Origin of the sequence: Actinophytocola sp. (assembly GCF_036402745.1) — a bacterium.
Taxonomy (GTDB): Bacteria; Actinomycetota; Actinomycetes; order Mycobacteriales; family Pseudonocardiaceae; genus Actinophytocola.
Genome location: NZ_DASWSJ010000380.1, coordinates 1 through 15,619 on the forward strand (window position 1 = coordinate 1; position 15,619 = coordinate 15,619).

The 15,619-nt window shown below is 72.6% G+C and carries 11 protein-coding genes; 7 read left to right on the plus strand and 4 right to left on the minus strand.

Features of this window, described 5'->3' with window-relative positions; all coding sequences use genetic code 11:
- Together VGD70_RS33770 and sbnA are read right to left on the minus strand one after the other, a co-directional pair.
- The coding region (locus tag VGD70_RS33770) for a non-ribosomal peptide synthetase (RefSeq protein WP_331088663.1) at positions 1 to 1,683 on the minus strand (1,683 nt) is incomplete at its 3' end.
- 16 nt (positions 1,684 to 1,699) lie between these two features.
- On the minus strand, positions 1,700 to 2,689 hold the full coding sequence (sbnA, locus tag VGD70_RS33775) for a 2,3-diaminopropionate biosynthesis protein SbnA (protein WP_331088665.1): 990 nt from the start codon (positions 2,687 to 2,689) through the stop codon (positions 1,700 to 1,702).
- A 272-nt stretch (positions 2,690 to 2,961) separates the two neighbouring features.
- Here sbnA and sbnB point away from each other — a divergent pair, with 272 nt between their 5' ends.
- Together sbnB and VGD70_RS33785 are read left to right on the plus strand one after the other, a co-directional pair.
- A complete protein-coding gene (sbnB, locus tag VGD70_RS33780) occupies positions 2,962 to 3,984 on the plus strand; it encodes a 2,3-diaminopropionate biosynthesis protein SbnB (protein ID WP_331088667.1) in 1,023 nt (340 codons plus the stop codon).
- Positions 3,985 to 4,413: 429 nt separating this feature from the next.
- The gene (locus tag VGD70_RS33785; protein WP_331088669.1) at positions 4,414 to 5,145 is read left to right on the plus strand and encodes a DJ-1/PfpI family protein; all 732 of its coding nucleotides are present in this window, start codon (positions 4,414 to 4,416) and stop codon (positions 5,143 to 5,145) included.
- Here the strand turns inward: VGD70_RS33785 and VGD70_RS33790 are convergent.
- Positions 5,142 to 6,440, minus strand: a complete 1,299-nt coding sequence (locus VGD70_RS33790) for an aspartate aminotransferase family protein (RefSeq protein ID WP_331088671.1) — start codon at positions 6,438 to 6,440, stop codon at positions 5,142 to 5,144. The two genes, VGD70_RS33785 and VGD70_RS33790, sit on opposite strands and share 4 nt — an antisense overlap.
- A gap of 111 nt (positions 6,441 to 6,551) precedes the next feature.
- On the opposite strand from VGD70_RS33790, the gene VGD70_RS33795 reads away from it, so the two are divergent.
- The 4 genes from VGD70_RS33795 to VGD70_RS33810 all read left to right on the plus strand — a co-directional run bounded on the left by VGD70_RS33795 (position 6,552) and on the right by VGD70_RS33810 (position 13,425).
- Positions 6,552 to 8,672 carry a serine/threonine-protein kinase gene (locus VGD70_RS33795; RefSeq protein WP_331088673.1) on the plus strand — a complete coding sequence of 707 codons (2,121 nt, stop codon included), beginning with the start codon at positions 6,552 to 6,554 and terminating at the stop codon, positions 8,670 to 8,672.
- Between the two features lies 1 nt (position 8,673).
- Positions 8,674 to 9,984: a serine/threonine-protein kinase gene (locus VGD70_RS33800; protein ID WP_331088675.1), complete on the plus strand. Its 1,311-nt coding sequence runs from the start codon at positions 8,674 to 8,676 to the stop codon at positions 9,982 to 9,984.
- A gap of 79 nt (positions 9,985 to 10,063) precedes the next feature.
- The gene (locus VGD70_RS33805; protein WP_331088677.1) at positions 10,064 to 10,852 is read left to right on the plus strand and encodes a DUF2267 domain-containing protein; all 789 of its coding nucleotides are present in this window, start codon (positions 10,064 to 10,066) and stop codon (positions 10,850 to 10,852) included.
- 80 nt (positions 10,853 to 10,932) lie between these two features.
- Entirely contained in the window at positions 10,933 to 13,425 is a 2,493-nt protein-coding gene (locus VGD70_RS33810; RefSeq protein ID WP_331088679.1) for an ATP-dependent Clp protease ATP-binding subunit, read from the plus strand.
- An 18-nt stretch (positions 13,426 to 13,443) separates the two neighbouring features.
- On the opposite strand, the gene VGD70_RS33815 is transcribed toward VGD70_RS33810, so the two are convergent.
- On the minus strand, positions 13,444 to 14,358 hold the full coding sequence (locus VGD70_RS33815) for a hypothetical protein (protein WP_331088681.1): 915 nt from the start codon (positions 14,356 to 14,358) through the stop codon (positions 13,444 to 13,446).
- 321 nt (positions 14,359 to 14,679) lie between these two features.
- Between VGD70_RS33815 and VGD70_RS33820 the strand changes: the two genes are divergently transcribed.
- Positions 14,680 to 15,591, plus strand: a complete 912-nt coding sequence (locus VGD70_RS33820) for an EamA family transporter (RefSeq protein ID WP_414638130.1) — start codon at positions 14,680 to 14,682, stop codon at positions 15,589 to 15,591.
- Positions 15,592 to 15,619: the final 28 nt, after the last annotated feature.

Here is a 15,619-nt window from a genome sequence, read left to right on the forward strand (position 1 = left end):
CGTCGGAGCGGCGACCGCGTCGGCGAAGGACAGCTCGGCGCCGTACCGGTGGTGGACGCGCCCGAGCAGGGCGCCCAGCGTGATCGAGTTCCCGCCGATCTCGAGGAACCGGTCGTGCGGTCCGATCGTGGCCGGGTCGACGCCGAGGACGTCGCCCCACAGCTCGGCGAGCGTGTGCTGGGCCGCGGTGTGCTGGGCCGCTGTGTGCTGGGCCGCGCCCGTCCGGTCGGGCAGGGGCAGTGCCGCCGCGTCGACCTTTCCGTTGCGGTTCAACGGAAGCCGTGCCAACCGCACGTACCGGTCGGGCAGTGTGTAGTGGGGGAGGGTCGCGGCGAGTGCGGTGCGCACGGCCTGCTCTGTCGCGCCGGGCGCGACGAGGTAGGCGACCAGTCCATCGTGGTCGGCCCGCACATGGCAGTCGGTGACGCCGGGCACCGCACGCAGCGCCGCGGTCACCTCGCCGATCTCGATCCGGTGGCCGCGGACCTTCACCTGGCCGTCGGTGCGGCCGTGGAAATGCAGCACCCCGTCCGGGTCGACGTGCACCCGGTCGCCGGTGCGGTAGTAGCGTTCCCCTCCGATGTGGACGAACCGCTCGCTGGTCAGCGCGTCGTTGCCGAGGTAGCCGCGGGCGACCCCGGCACCACCGGCGTAGAGCTCGCCCACGGCGCCGCGGGACACCGGCCGGCGCTCGCCGTCGAGCACGAGCACGGTGGTGCCGCGGATCGGCCGGCCGATGGGGATCGGGCCGTCGTAGCGCCGGTCGATCCGGTGCACCGTGGTGAACGTGGTGTTCTCGGTAGGCCCGTAGCCGTTGTAGAGCGCCAGCCCGGGGTGGCGCGCGCGGACCAGCTCCACGTGCCGCGGCGAGAGGACGTCACCGCCGGTGAGCAGGCACCGCAGCGGGGCGAACATCCCGGGGTCCTCGTCGGCGAGCTGGTTGAACAGCGCCGACGTCAGCCACGCCACGGTGATCCCGTGGGTGCGCACTGCCTCCGCCAGCCGCCAGGGGACGACCGCGGTCTCGTTGTCCACAATGCACAGCCGGGCACCGTTGAGCAGCGCGCCCCAGATCTCCAGGGTGGACGCGTCGAACTCGAGCGCGGACAGCTGGGCGAACCGGTCCACTGTGGAGAACTCGGCGTAGTCCGGGTCCCGCACCAGCCGCACGATGCCGGCGTGCTCGACCAGCACGCCCTTGGGACGTCCCGTGCTGCCCGAGGTGTACATGACGTACGCCAGCGGCGACCGGCCCGGCGGCGCGGGCGGCGGCACCGGGCCGGCCTTCCGGGGCACGTCGGCCAGGCCCAGCACCCGCACGCCGCCGGGTGCGGCGGCGGCGATCCTGACCCGGCCGGCCGGATCGGCCAGCACGAGCCGCACCCCGCTGTCGTCGAGCAGCTCCGCGATGCGGCGCTCGGGGAACGCCGGGCTCACCGGCACGTAGGCGCCGCCGGCCAGCACGATCGCCAGCATGGCGACGACGGCGTCGGGGGAGCGGTCGAAGGCCATCCCGACCAAGGTCTCCCGCCGCACGCCGAGCCCGGCGAGGCCGCCGGCGAGAGCGGTCGCCCGGTCGGCCAGCTGCCGGTAGGTCATCGTCGTCGGGCCGGACACCACGGCGAGCTCGTCGGGCCGCCGGCGGACCTGGGCCAGGAAGTGCTCGTCCACGCGCTGGTTCATCGCTCGCCTCCCACGATCAGGCCGCCAGGTCGCGCGGGCCGACCGGCGCGCGGTGGTCGAGCAGCTCCGCGCCGTAGTGTTCGGCCACCCACGCGTCGTCGTAGACCGTGTCGAGGTAGCGCTCGCCGAGGTCGGGGGAGATCGCGACGGCGTTGTGGCGCGACCCGCCGGCCGCGTCGAGCCACCTCGTCGCCCCGGCCAGCACGGTGCCGGTCGACCCACCGAACAGGAAACCGGCCCGGGCAAGGGTGCGGCACATCCGGATGGCGTCGGCCTCCTCGACGTGGATGACACCGTCCAGCACGGACTCGTCGACCAGCTCAGGTCGCCTGCTGGTGCCCAGGCCGGGAATGAACCGGGACTCGGCCGGGCCGCCGAAGGTCACCGAGCCGACGCTGTCCACCGCGACGACCTGGGCCGGGTGACCGATGTCGCGCAGGTAGTAGGCGCAGCCCATCAACGTTCCGGTCGTGCCGGCGCCGACGAACAGCACGTCGAGCTCGGGGCAGCGCCGCACGATGGCCGGCGCGGTGCTCTGGTAGTGCGCCCGCCAGTTGTTGGCGTTGGTGTACTGGTTCAGCCAGACGAACCGCGGGTTCGACGCGCAGAGCTCCCGCACGACCCGGAGGCGGCTCGCCAGGTATCCGTGGTTGGCGTCGGGCTCGGTCACCATCACCACCCGGCCGCCGGTCGCCTCGATCTGCCGGCGGTTCTGCACGCTGGAGCGCGGGTCGGTGACGCAGACGAAGTCGTAGCCCTTGCTCGCGGTGACGACGCTGAGGGCGACGCCGAGGTTGCCGGAGGAGGACTCGATGATCACCGAGTCCGGGGTGAGCAGCCCCGACTCCTCGGCGGCGGTGACCATCGTGACGGCTGCCTTGAGCTTGACGGACCCGGCGAAGTTGAACGACTCGCATTTCACGGCGACGGGTACCCCCAGCACGGCGCTCAGGTCGACGTACACGTCGTCGATGAGCAGCTCGTGCGGATGACGGACGCCTAGCACGCGCGGATTCTCTTTCGTCTCATAATCGCCACCCCAGCGTGATCGAAAGGATCTGAGAAGTGATAATTCGGGCGCCCCGCCTTGGCCTTCGAACCTTACCAGAATGGTGATGGTCCGGACCATCACCGAAATACCTTGACCCGTTCATGAAGGCCCAATGATTTATTCATGGTCCGCCACGGTATTTCCTCCTGACGGGAGTCGAGCAGGCGCGGCGGACATGGTCGCGCGGGTAGGCTCCGGAACGGTCTGCTCGGTCAGCGGGAGGGACGATGGTGACAATCCCGGAGTTCGCCGTCATCGGCGGCGAAACCATTCAGGAGATCTTGTCCGGCCGGCACGCGGAGATAATGGCCGTCGTCGAGCGCGCGTACCGGACGCATGGTTCTGGCGACAGCGTCAATCCGCCGAGCTATTTCCTCCGGTTCCGCGACCGGCCGGAGTCGCGGATCATCGCGCTACCGGCCTCGCTCGGCGGCGAGTTCGCCGTCGACGGTCTCAAGTGGATTTCCAGTTTTCCGGGCAACCTCGGCGCGGGCCTGCCGCGCGCGTCCGCGGTGCTGATCCTCAACGACCCGCGGACCGGCTTCCCGTTGGCCTGCCTGGAAAGCTCCATCATCAGCGCGACCCGCACCGCGGCGTCGGCGGCCCTGGCCGCGACGACGCTGCACGAGGGTCGGGCACGTCCACGCCGGGCGGTGTTCTTCGGTGCGGGCCTGATCGCGCGCTACATCCACACGTTCCTGCACGCCACCGGCTGGGAGTTCGCGGAGGTTGGCGTGTTCGACCTGGCTCCGGCCTACGCGGAGGCCTTCGAGGCTTACCTCACCGCGAATGGTGAGGCCGGCCGGACGAGGATCCACCGGTCCGCGGAGTCCGCCATCCGAGACTCGGACCTGATCATCTTCGCGACGACGGCCGCCAAGCCGCACATCCACGACCCGTCCTGGTTCGCCCACAACCCGACCGTGCTGCACGTCTCCCTGCGAGACCTGGCACCGGAGATCATCCTGCGATCGACCAACGTACTGGACGACGTGGACCACTGTCTGAAGGCGGATACGTCGCCCCACCTGGCCGAACAACTGACGGGTTCCCGCTCCTTCGTCCACGGCGTACTACCCGACGTGTTGCGCGACGCCGTGGAACTCCCGACCGACCGGCCGCTGATCTTCTCCCCCTTCGGCCTGGGCGTACTCGACCTGGCGGTGGGCCGCTTCGTCTACGACACAGCCGCGGCCACCGGCAAGCTGCACGAGGTACCAGGCTTCTTCCACGAGCTGAGCCGCTACTGAGCCGGCTCCGGCTCAACCGGGCAGCTCCGTCGCGGTGCCTCCGACTCCACCACCGATCCCGCTGGCGCTCAGCGCGATGACCCCGCCGACGACCACGACACCCGAGCCCCGTGTCCACCTGCCCTTCGAGTCTCTCGGCTGATCCGGCTTGCCCATCGCAACCCCCCAGTTCTCGGACCGGGCAAATGGTATCGAGTCCAGGGTCGAGTCAGGGAGAGCCGAGCCACTATGTCATATTTTTGACCAGAACGCGCCTCAGTCCCAGCACGCGGGGATTACAGCCGGACTCGAGTGGAATTCGATGGCCCGGAATTCTTCACGATATCGGCCGTGTGATTCACACCTTCACGCCGCGTTCCCTTGTGGTTGCTGTGTGCGTCGATAGATTGAATTCCGATCACGTCGCCACTTTCCCCGTGAGGTGAGCACATGAACCGCCGAGATCTACTTCGGAACACGATGGGGGCGGCCACCGCGGTCGCCGTTGCCTCGCTTGTCGGGCCGGCCACCGTAGCCGGGGCTACCGCCTCCGGTGCGCGGCGCGGCAAGGGCACGCTGCGGGTGCAGATCCTGATGTACGACGGCGTCGAGGAGGTCGACTCGATCGCGCCCGCCGAGGTGTTCGACATCGCCCGGGTTTACTTTGCCGCCAACCTCGTCGTCGACTACGTGACGGTCGACGAGCCTCGGGTCGTCACGCTCAACCGGGGCGCCAAGATGGTCGTGGAGAAGCGGTGGGACCCGCACAACGCCGACGTCGTCATCGTCCCCGGCGGTGGCTGGCGTGACCCCGACGCGCCCGGCACCCACGTGGAGATCGCCCGCGGCGTCATCCCGCACGAGCTCGCCGCGGCCGCGAACGGGCGGCGGCTCATCGGCGGCGTCTGCGTCGGCGTGATGCTCATGTCCGCGGCCGGGCTCACCAAGAACCGGCCCTGCACGACCCACCCGCTCGCGCAGGAGCGGCTCGTCGCGGAGGGCGGCATCGTCAAGACGGCCCGCGTCGTCGACGCCGGCGACGTCATCACCGCCGGCGGCGTCACCTCGGGCATCGACGAGGCGCTGTGGATCCTGGAGCGCGAGTTCAGCCCGGACATGGCGGTGGGGACCGAGCGCATCCTCCAGTACGAGCGCCGCGGCACCGTGTGGCGGGCCGCCTAGCGCGGGCCGTCCAGAAGCGGGTAGTCGTCGAGAAACCCCGCCACGGCCGCACAGAACGCGGCGCACTCGGCCTCGCCGAGCTCCAGGCTCAGCGCCACCATGCCCCGCCGGGCGAGGTGGAAGCCGCGGTCCAGCATGTCGAGGTGGAACAGCTCGCGCAGCACCGGGGTGGGGCGCATGTCGCGGGGAGCGTTGATCGGCTCGTGCTGGAAGTGGACCGTCATCATGCTGCCCATTCCCGTCCACCGCACGGGCGCGCCGCGCGCGCGGCCGATGTCGTTCAGCCGCGTGCGGAGCCGTTCGCCCCGGTCGAACAGCTGCCGGCTCACCTCGGGTGGGAAGAGCTCGGTGAGACCGGCGTACCCGGCGGCCATGCTGAGCACGTTGTTGTTGAACGTACCGGCGTGCGCCACGGAGCCCGGCCGGCGCGGGTCGTACATCGACATGACGTCGGCCCGGCCGCCGAACGCGCCGAAGGTCATCCCGCCGCCGGTGTACTTGCCGAGCGTCATCAGGTCCGGCGTGATGCCGAGCAGCTCCTGCATGCCGCCGCCGGACATCCGCGACGTCATCACCTCGTCGAACACGAGCAGCGCGCCGGTCTCGCCGGCCCGGCGCCGGAGGAGGGCGAGGAACTCCGGAGAGCCGGGGACGCAGCCGCCGCTGCCGAGCACCGGTTCCACCAGGATCGCGGCGAGGTCGGCCGCGTGCTCCTCGATCAGCCGGTCCGTGCCGGCCGCGTCGTTGTACTCGCCGACCACGAACCGGTGCGGCACGTTGAGCGGGAACGCGCCGTCGCCGAAGGACAGTACGGAACCGTGATAGGCCCCGCCGAACACCAGGACCGTGCCGCGGCCGGTGTGCGTCGTGGCGGTCGCCAGCGCGAGCAGGTTGGCCTCGGTACCGGAGTTGGTGAAGCGGACGAGCTCCAGCGCGGGAAAGCGCCCGCACAGCACGGCGGCGAGCCTCGCCTCGTCCGTGCCGTGCGCACCGAGGTTCCAGCCGGCGTCGAGGGCCTTGTCGACGGCCTGCCTGATGACCGGGTTGTTGTGACCGTAGAGACCGGCCGTGTAGTCACCGAGCAGGTCGACGTACCGGTGACCGTCCAGATCGGTCAGCCGGCAGCCGTCGGCACCGGCCATGGTGAGCGGGAACGGGGTGTGGAAGAGCGTGGTCCGGGTGTTGCCGCCGGGCATGGTCGCGGCCGCCCCGGCGTGCGCGGCCCGGCTGCGCGGGTTGGCCGCGACGAACCGCCCACGCACCTTCTCGAGCGCCGCCTCCAGTGACCTGACCATGTCGCATCGTCCTCCTGCCGGGTCTCGGCGACCATCGTCGCGCCGGCCGCACGAGCCGCGGTTGTGGAAGGCGTGACCGGACACCCGTCAGCACCGATTAAGGTCAGCGCGGTGGAGCCGCTCCAGCCCAGCGACCCGGAACGGGTGCATGACTACCGCCTGCTCGCGCGTCTCGGCGCCGGTGGCATGGGGGTCGTCTACCTCGGCCGCTCGCCCGGCGGCCGCGCGGTGGCGGTCAAGGTCATCCGGCCCCGGCTCGCGGGCGACGCCGAGTACCGGGCGCGCTTCCGCCGCGAGGCCGCCGTCGCGCGGACGATCACGGGCACGTTCACCGCGGCCGTGCTCGACGCCGACCCGGACGCCACCGAGCCCTGGCTCGTCACCGCCTACCTGCCCGGCCTGACCCTGCGCGCGGCGATCGCGACGTACGGCGCCCTGCCGCCCGCCTCGGCCCGCACGCTGGCCGCGAGCCTCGCCGAGGCACTCGCCGACATCCACCGCGCCGGGCTCGCGCACCGCGACCTCAAGCCGAGCAACATCGTGCTCACCACGTCCGGGCCCCGGGTGATCGACTTCGGGATCGCCCGGCCCGAGGACGCGACCGCGATCACCCGGGTCGGCACGGTGCTCGGCACGCCGGGCTTCATGGCGCCGGAACAGGTCGACGGCGCCGTCGCCGGGCAGGCCGCCGACGTGTTCTCCCTCGGCGCGGTGATCGCCTTCGCCGCGACCGGGCGGGAGCCCTTCGGCACCGGCGAGACCGACACCATCCTGGGCCGGATCGCCGCGGGGGAGGCCGACCTCGCCGGCATCGACGACCGCGTGCTGGCCGACGTCCTCGCCGCGTGCCTGCGGGTCGACCCGCAGGAGCGGCCGTCCGCGGCGGTGCTGCTCGACCGGCTCGGTGAGGCCGACGAGGCCGCGCGGCCCGCCGGCTGGCTGCCGGTGCCGGTCGCCGAGGCGATCGACCGCCAGGCCGCGGCCGCGCGGCGGGTGCTCACGCTGCCCGGCGGCACCGGCGAGCCGGACCGCCCGGCGCCGGTCGCGCCGACGTCGGTGACGAGCGAGCCGACGGTCGGCCCGCCGGTCCTCGAGCCGCGGCGGGTCAGCAGGCGGACGGTCCTCGTCGGCGGTGGCCTGGCGGCCGTGGCCGCCGGTGCGGTGGCAGGCGCGGCGGCCCTGCTGGGGGACGGTTGGTCGGGTGCGGCGCGGGGCGGCGGCACGCGGCCGGCCAACCCGGGCGTGCTCACCCGGAAGGGGGCCGTCGTCGAGTGGCGGGTGAAGATCAGCACGTCGATCCCCGAGCTCCACCTCGCGGGCGGGACGGCGCTCGCGTCGTCGTGGGGCAGCGTCGGGATCCGCGCGCTCGACCCGAAGACCGGCGAGCTCGCGTGGCAGCGCGACGCGGACAGGATCGCCACGACCGACCGCGACACCGCCTACCTCGTCAACCCGAAGGGCTGGCGGGTCACCGCGGTCGATGCCGCCACGGGACGGCCGAAGTGGACCTACGACCCGCCGATCGGCGAGGTGTCCGACCACGCCGTGCTCGCGGGAGACGTCCTGTGCTTCGGCGACGAGTCGTTGCGGGCCATCGGCGCGGCCGACGGGAAGCCGCGCTGGACCGCGGCCGTCGCGGGCGAACGGGGGCACATCGGCGTCGGCGACGTCGTGGTGGCCGCGACCCTGGAGAAGGTCACCGGCGTGGACGCGAGGACGGGCCGGGCCCGGTGGTCGTTCCCCGTCCCGGAGCAGCCCGCGGACCCGCAGGCCGCCAACGGGATCGCCTACGTCTGCGACGCGAAGGGCACGATCCGCGCGGTGCGGGCCGCGGACGGGGTCGTGCTGTGGCAGCGCCCGGGCCTCGGCAGCAGCGCCTACGTCTGGCTGGTCGCCGACGCGAAGGCGATGTACTACGCCGCCGACGGCGAGATCCGCGCGTACGCGGCCACCACCGGCGCGCCCCTGTGGACCCGCCCGATGGGCAGGCGCACCGGTGGGACGGACGTCTACAGCATCGTGGACAAGAGCACGATCGCCCTGGTCGGCGACACGCTGTACGTCGTGTCCAACACCTGGCACCTGTACGCCCTCGACACCGCCGACGGCAGCGTGCGGTGGGACTACGGCGACGTCGCCTCGTCGTGGGGGTTGGTGTTCTCGGACGGGCTCGTGCTCGCCGGCACCCGCGAGGGGTACGTCGAGGCCATCCGGCCACCGGACGGGAGCTGACGTGCGCCCGCTCGAGCACGGCGACCCGCGCACGGTCGGTCACCACCGGATCCTCGCGCGCATCGCCGTGGGCGGCATGGCGATCGTCTACCTCGGCCGGTCGCGCGGTGGCCGCGCGGTCGCGGTCAAGGTGATGCACCTGGAGTTCGCCGCCGACGCCGACTACCGGGACCGGTTCCTGCGCGAGGTGGCGGCCACGCGGACGGCCGGCGGCCGCTACAGCCCCGGCGTCGTCGACGCGGAGCCGGACGCGCCGGTCCCGTGGCTCGCCATGGAGTTCCTGCCGGCGGTGTCGTTGCGGGAGGCGGTGCGCGAGCACGGCCCGCTGCCGCCGGAGTCGGCGTCGGCGCTGGCGGCGGGGCTCGCCGAGGCGCTCGCGTCGGTGCACGGCGAGGGGATCCTGCACCTGGACCTCAAGCCCGGCAACGTGTTGCTCACCGCCGAAGGCCCCCGGGTGATCGACTTCGGCATCGTGGGCGGCGTGCGCACCGGGGGCGGCGCGCAGAGCGCCGGGTCGCCCGGGTTCATGTCGCCGGAGCAGCTCGCGGGTGCCGCGACCGGCCCGGCGAGCGACGTCTTCTCCTACGGCGCGACGCTGGCCTACGCGCTCACCGGCGCGCCCCGGCTCGACGACACGGCCGGCGACCCGTTGCGGGCGTTGGTGCTCCGCTGTCTCGACCGCGACCCGGCCGCCCGCCCGTCGGTGCCCGAGCTGGTGTCGGCGACCCGGCTCACCGGGTCGGGCTCGACGGCGCTGCCGGCAGCGGTGACCGCCGAGATCGACCGGCGGGCGGCCGAGGTGGACCACCCGCCGGTGGCCGCGCCCGCCGCGCCGCCGCCCACGCCGCGGGTGAGCAGGCGCGCGGTGCTGCTGGCCGGCGGGGCGGCCGTGCTCGCGGTCGGCGGGGGTACGGCGGCCGCGCTGGCGTTCGCCCGCGACACGCCGGTGCGCGGCACGGCCCTGCCCGGCACGACGCTCCCGCGGACCACGACGACCACGACCCCGCCGGTCGCCCCGATCACGGAGTCGGACGCGCGCTCGATGGAGATCATCGTGTCCGGCGACTGCACCGTGTACTCGCTGACGACCACGGTGAACGGCAAGGCGCAGACGGCGCGGAACGTGGCCCTGCCGTGGCGGCGGTTCGTGGACGTCCCGGCGTTCCCGGAGAAGGTGCCGTGGCGGATCGACTTCCACCACTCCCCGGGGACCTTCGGCTTCAGGATCGACGTGGACGGCCAGACGTACGTCAGTTCCAGCGACCAGAGCACCAGCCAGGACGTCACCGACTTCCGGGAGGGCACCGTCTGAGCGCGTGCGCGGCGCTCCGCGCGTGGCCGTCTTACAGTGGATCCGGGAGGCATGATCTCAGGGATGAGGAATTGCCGAAATGGACTACCGGGGATTCATCACGACGGTCGTGGAGCGCGCGGACATCTCCACCGACGAGGCCGAACGAGCGGCCTGCACGACCCTGCACACCCTGGCGCGGCGCATCTCCACCGGTGAGGCGGAGGATCTCGCGGAGCGCCTGCCCGAACAGCTCCGCCGGTGCGTGGACGCCGACGGCGAGCGCGAGACCTTCCACGTCGACGAGTTCCTGCGGCGCCTGGAGGAGGAGCTCCAGGTCGACGCCGACAAGGCCGAGCGGGAGGCCGGCGCGGTGTTCGCCGCGCTGCGGGCGGCGGTCGGGCCGAAGGAGTTCGACGACATGCGCTCGGAGCTGCCGAAGGACTTCGAGCCGTTGCTGGACCTGGCGCTGGACATCGCGCCGCCCGAGGACGACGTGCCGTACCGGGGCACGCTGACCTACGACGCGATCGTCGGCCTCGTCGCGCGCCGCCTGGGTGGCGACCACGAGCGCGCGCGGCGCGCGTTGTTCGGCGTGCTGCGCGCGCTGGCCATGCGGATCACCCTGGGGCAGGTGGAGGACCTGCGGCCCTACCTGCCACTGGAGCTGCGGCCCGCGCTGGAGGGCGTGCCCAGGCGGGCGGTGCGGATGAGCTTGGAGAAGTTCCTGGAGGAGGTCGCGCGGCGCGAGCGGGTCGACCGCGCCACGGCCACCCAGGACGCGCGCGCCGTGTTCCAGGTGCTGCCCGAGATCGTTCCGAAGAAGGAGTTCCAGGACACGATGGCGCAGCTGCCCGAGGACTTCCGCGAGCTGCTGCGCGAGCAGTAGGGCCGGCCGGGGGTTTGTGTCGGGTCGCGGTGGAAAGCCTCCGGGGCGCGACCCGTGCGGGCGACCCGATGAGGTAGACGATGACCGACTTCCACGGCCCTGGTGACTCCGGCGCCAGCCCCTTCGACGACTTCCTTGCCCAGTTCTTCGGCGACCGCGCCGGTGGCCGGTCCAACCAGATCGACATCACCCGGTTCCTCACCGAGCAGGCACGCGAGGTCGTCGCGGCCGCCGCCATGCAGACGGCGGCCTGGGGGCGCACCGACCTGGACACCGAGCAGCTGCTCTGGGCCGTGCTCCAGGTGCCGGGGATCCGGGCGCTGGTCGAGGGCGCCGGCGGGGACCCGGACGAGCTCGCGCGCCGGCTCGAGCAGCAGTCGCGGGTCGGCGATCCCCGGCAGGGTCCGGTACGGCTGACCCCCGCCGCGAAACGCAGCCTGCTCGACGCCCACCAGATCTCCCGGGGCCTCGGCGCCTCCTACATCGGGCCCGAGCACCTGCTCCTCGCACTGGCCGCCAACCCCGACTCCGGCGCCGGGCGGCTGCTGGCCGACGCCCGGATCACCCCGGAGACCCTCGCCAGGGGTGAGCCGCCCGGCGAGGGCGGCTCGGCCACCGAGACGCTGGACCAGTTCGGTCGCGACCTCACCGACCTGGCCAGGTCGGGCGGGCTCGACCCGGTGATCGGCCGGGACGCGGAGATCGAGCAGACGATCGAGGTGCTTTCCCGGCGCCGCAAGAACAACCCGGTCCTGATCGGGGAGGCGGGCGTCGGGAAGACCGCGATCGTCGAGGGGCTCGCCCAGCGCATCGCCGCCGACGACGTGCCGGACCAGCTCGCCGGCCGGCGCGTGGTGCAGCTGGACCTGTCCGCCATGGTGGCCGGCACCCGCTACCGGGGTGACTTCGAGGAGCGGATGAACAAGCTCCTCGACGAGATCCGCGCGCACAGCAACGAGCTGGTCGTGTTCATCGACGAGCTGCACACGGTCGTCGGCGCGGGTGCCGCGGAAGGGTCCATGGGTGCCGGCAACATCCTCAAACCCGCGCTGGCCAGGGGCGAGCTGAACATCGTCGGCGCCACGACGCTCGACGAGTACCGCACCAACATCGAGCGGGATCCCGCGCTGGAACGCCGTTTCCAGCCCATCGTGGTGCCCGCGCCGAGCGCGGCGGACACGGTGCGGATCCTGCACGGGCTGCGCGACCGCTACGAGGCCCACCACCAGGTCCGCTTCACCGACGACGCCCTCGACGCGGCCACCGACCTGTCCGACCGCTACGTCACCGACCGCTTCCTGCCCGACAAGGCCATCGACCTGATGGACCAGGCGGGCGCCCGGGTGAGCCTGCGGCTGCGGCGGGGCACGACGAAGGTCCGGGAGCTGCAGGAGCGGCTCGAGCGGCTGGTCCGGAACAAGGAGCAGGCGGTCGGGGAGGAGGACTATGAGCGCGCGTCCGCGTTGCGGGACGAGATCGGCGCGGCGCGGTCCGCCCTGGACCAGGCGCGGGCCGACGGCCACTCGGCGGAGGTGCCCGAGGTGGGCACCGACGACATCGCCGACGTCGTGTCCCGGCTCACCGGCATCCCGGTCCGCCAGCTGACCCAGCAGGAACGGGAGCTCCTGCTCGCGCTCGACGAGTACCTGCACCGCCGGGTGGTCGGCCAGGACGAGGCGGTGCGGGCGGTCGCCGAGGCGGTCCGCCGGTCCCGCACGGGGATGGCCGAGCCCAACCGGCCGGCCGGCAGCTTCCTGTTCCTCGGCCCGACCGGCGTCGGCAAGACCGAGCTGGCCCGCACGCTCGCCGAGGCGCTGTTCGGCGACGAGACCCACATGATCCGGCTCGACATGAGCGAGTACGGCGAGCGGCACACGGTGAGCAGGTTGCTGGGCGCGCCACCCGGCTACGTCGGCTACGAGGAGGCCGGGCAGCTGACCGAGGCGGTGCGGCGCAAACCCTATTCGGTGGTGCTGCTCGACGAGATCGAGAAGGCCCACCCGGAGGTGTTCAACGTCCTGCTGCAGGTGCTCGACGAGGGCCGGCTGACCGACGGCCGGGGACGGACGGTCGACTTCTCGAACACCGTGCTGGTCATGACGAGCAACCTCGGCTCGGACCTCATCACGTCCGGCAGCCAGGGCGCGCTCGGCTTCAGGCCGGGCGGCGACGCCGACTCCGACCGCCAGCTGAACGAGCGGCTCATGCGGGTGCTGCGGGACTCGTTCCGCCCGGAGTTCCTCAACCGGATCGACGAGATCATCGTGTTCCGCCGGCTGGAGGAGGAGCAGCTGCAGCGGATCACCGAGCTCATGCTGGAGCGGACCACCCGCCGGGCGCACGCCCAGGACATCGAGCTGGAGTTCACGCCGGCCGCGGTCGGCTGGCTCAGCAAGCGGGGCCACCAGCCGGAGTTCGGCGCGCGCCCGATGCGCCGCACCATCCAGCGCGAGGTGGACACCCGCCTCTCCCGCATGATGCTCGACGGCACGCTCGGACCCGACACCCACGTGCGCGTCGACACCAAGGACGACGACCTGACGTTCGAGACGAGCCAGCCGGCCGAGCGCTGAACCCTTGTCGGCGGGCGGTCAGTCGGCGTTGATCGCGTTGACCACCAGGTCGCGGAACTTCTCCTCCGGTACCGCGGGCTCCTGGTGTCCGCCGTGTGGTTCGAACCACCCGGGTGCGATGGCGTAGAGCGCGGCGGCGTCGTCCCACAGCCGGGTGCCGAGCCACTGGGTCGGATCGACAAGCAGTGCCGCGCGCAGCAGGCCCGGCAGCCCCGCCCGCTCGAGCCGGGCGACCATCGCCTCGGTCGGATCGTAGGTGAGATCCGCACCGGCGGGCGGAAGGTCGACGAAGGCCACGTCGCGCACGCGGTCCAGCACGGCGACCGCGGCGCGGCACGCGGGGAGGTCGTACTCGCAGTTGAAGTTGTCCGGGTTGTTCTCGGCGAACGACCGGCCGGAGGCGACGACGTGCACGTTCGAGCCGAGCGCGGGTGCGTAGCGCAGGAAGGACGTCCACGGACCGAGGACCAGCACGTCGATTCTGGCGCAGCCGCGCACCGCCGTGCCGACGTCGCGGGCGAGCTGGCCGGGACCGACCCCGAACGGGACGGCGTCGTGCAGGAAGTTGTTCATCCGCTCGGCACCGGACCGGGCCGCCGGCAGCCAGTCGTACGCCGGGGGGCTCGCCGACGCGAGCCCCGGGATCACCCGCGGCGGATCGCCGTGGGCGGCCAGGAACATCGAGATCGCGGTGGCGCCGGCTTGCACGCCGGCGACGCCTTCGGTGACGACGACCGCGCGCACGTCGCGCTCGGGTGCCGGCAGCGCGACCGCCCGGTCGTCGTCCAACCCGACATCGGTGTCGACGATCAGGCAGGCCCGTACACCAGCCGCCGGCTGATCGGCCGCGAGCGTCGGCATGCCGAGCCCGGCCCACCCGATCGCGAGCGCCAACGCCGTGACCGAGAGCCGGCCCAGTCTCCGCTTTGCCATGCGTACCACCGTGTCCCGCTCGGTCGTGCGGTCACGTGGATCCTACGACCCGCTGCTGCCGTCCGTCAGGTGTCCGCGGTCAGCAGGAACGCGGGCGATGACCAGTAGTCGCACAGTGGCTCGACGGTGACGTCGCGGTAACCCCTGGGCCACCAGGTCGCGGTCGGCGTCGTATCGGCGAGGCCCTGCTCGTACGGCCTGCGAGTGCTACGACGGCGGCGTGGTCCACCTGTCCTACCGACCGCGGGCCTGACCGCCCGGCGCGTCCCAGGATCTGGAAACCCGCGCGACGTTGTCGGTGGTGTCGCGTTGTATGCGGGCATGGCCACCATGCATGTAGACCGGGTCGGGCCCGGCTCGCTGCCGCGGGTCAGCCTGATCGCGCTGGCCGGGCGGGCGCTCGGCGCGGTGCCGCCGCCCGCGCAGGTGCTGGCCGGCATCGTCAGCGTCCAGATCGGCGCGGCGCTGGCCAAGCAGCTGTTCGGCGCGGTCGGCAGCGTCGGCACCGTCGCGCTGCGCCTGTTCTTCGCCGCGCTGGTGCTGCTCGCGGTGTGGCGGCCGTCGCTGCGCATGGAGCGGCGCGCCTGGGCGGTGGTCGTCGGCTACGGCCTGGTCCTCGGCGCCATGAACCTGTGCTTCTACCTGGCGCTGGCCAAGATCCCGCTCGGCATCGTGGTGACGATCGAGTTCCTCGGCCCGCTCGCGGTGGCCATCGGCGGCTCCCGCCGCTGGCTGGACGGCGTGTGGGCGATGCTCGCCGCCGGCGGGGTGGTGCTGCTGACCGAGGGCCGCGGCGACCTGCACCTGGCCGGCATCCTGTTCGCGCTCGCGGCGGCGGCCTGCTGGGCCTGCTACATCCTGCTCAGCGCGGCACTCGGCCGGCACACCACCGACGGCAGCGGCCTGGCGCTCGGCATGGCCCTGGCGGCCGTCGTCGTCGCGCCGGTCGGCATCGTCGACAGCGGCACGGCACTGCTCGAACCGTGGGTACTCGCGGTCGGGCTCGGGGTGGCCCTGCTGTCGTCGGTCATCCCGTACTCACTGGAACTGGAGGCACTGCGCCGGATCCCGCCGAAGGTGTTCGGGGTGCTGATGAGCCTGGAGCCGGGGGTCGCCGCACTCGTGGGCCTGGTCGTACTCGGCGAGATCCTCGGCCCGCTTCAGTGGCTGGCGGTACTCCTGGTCGTCGCCGCCTCCGCGGGCGCGACGAGGATGGCCCGTTCGGACGGCTGACCCGCGCCAGGTCGTGTCGGGATGTCGA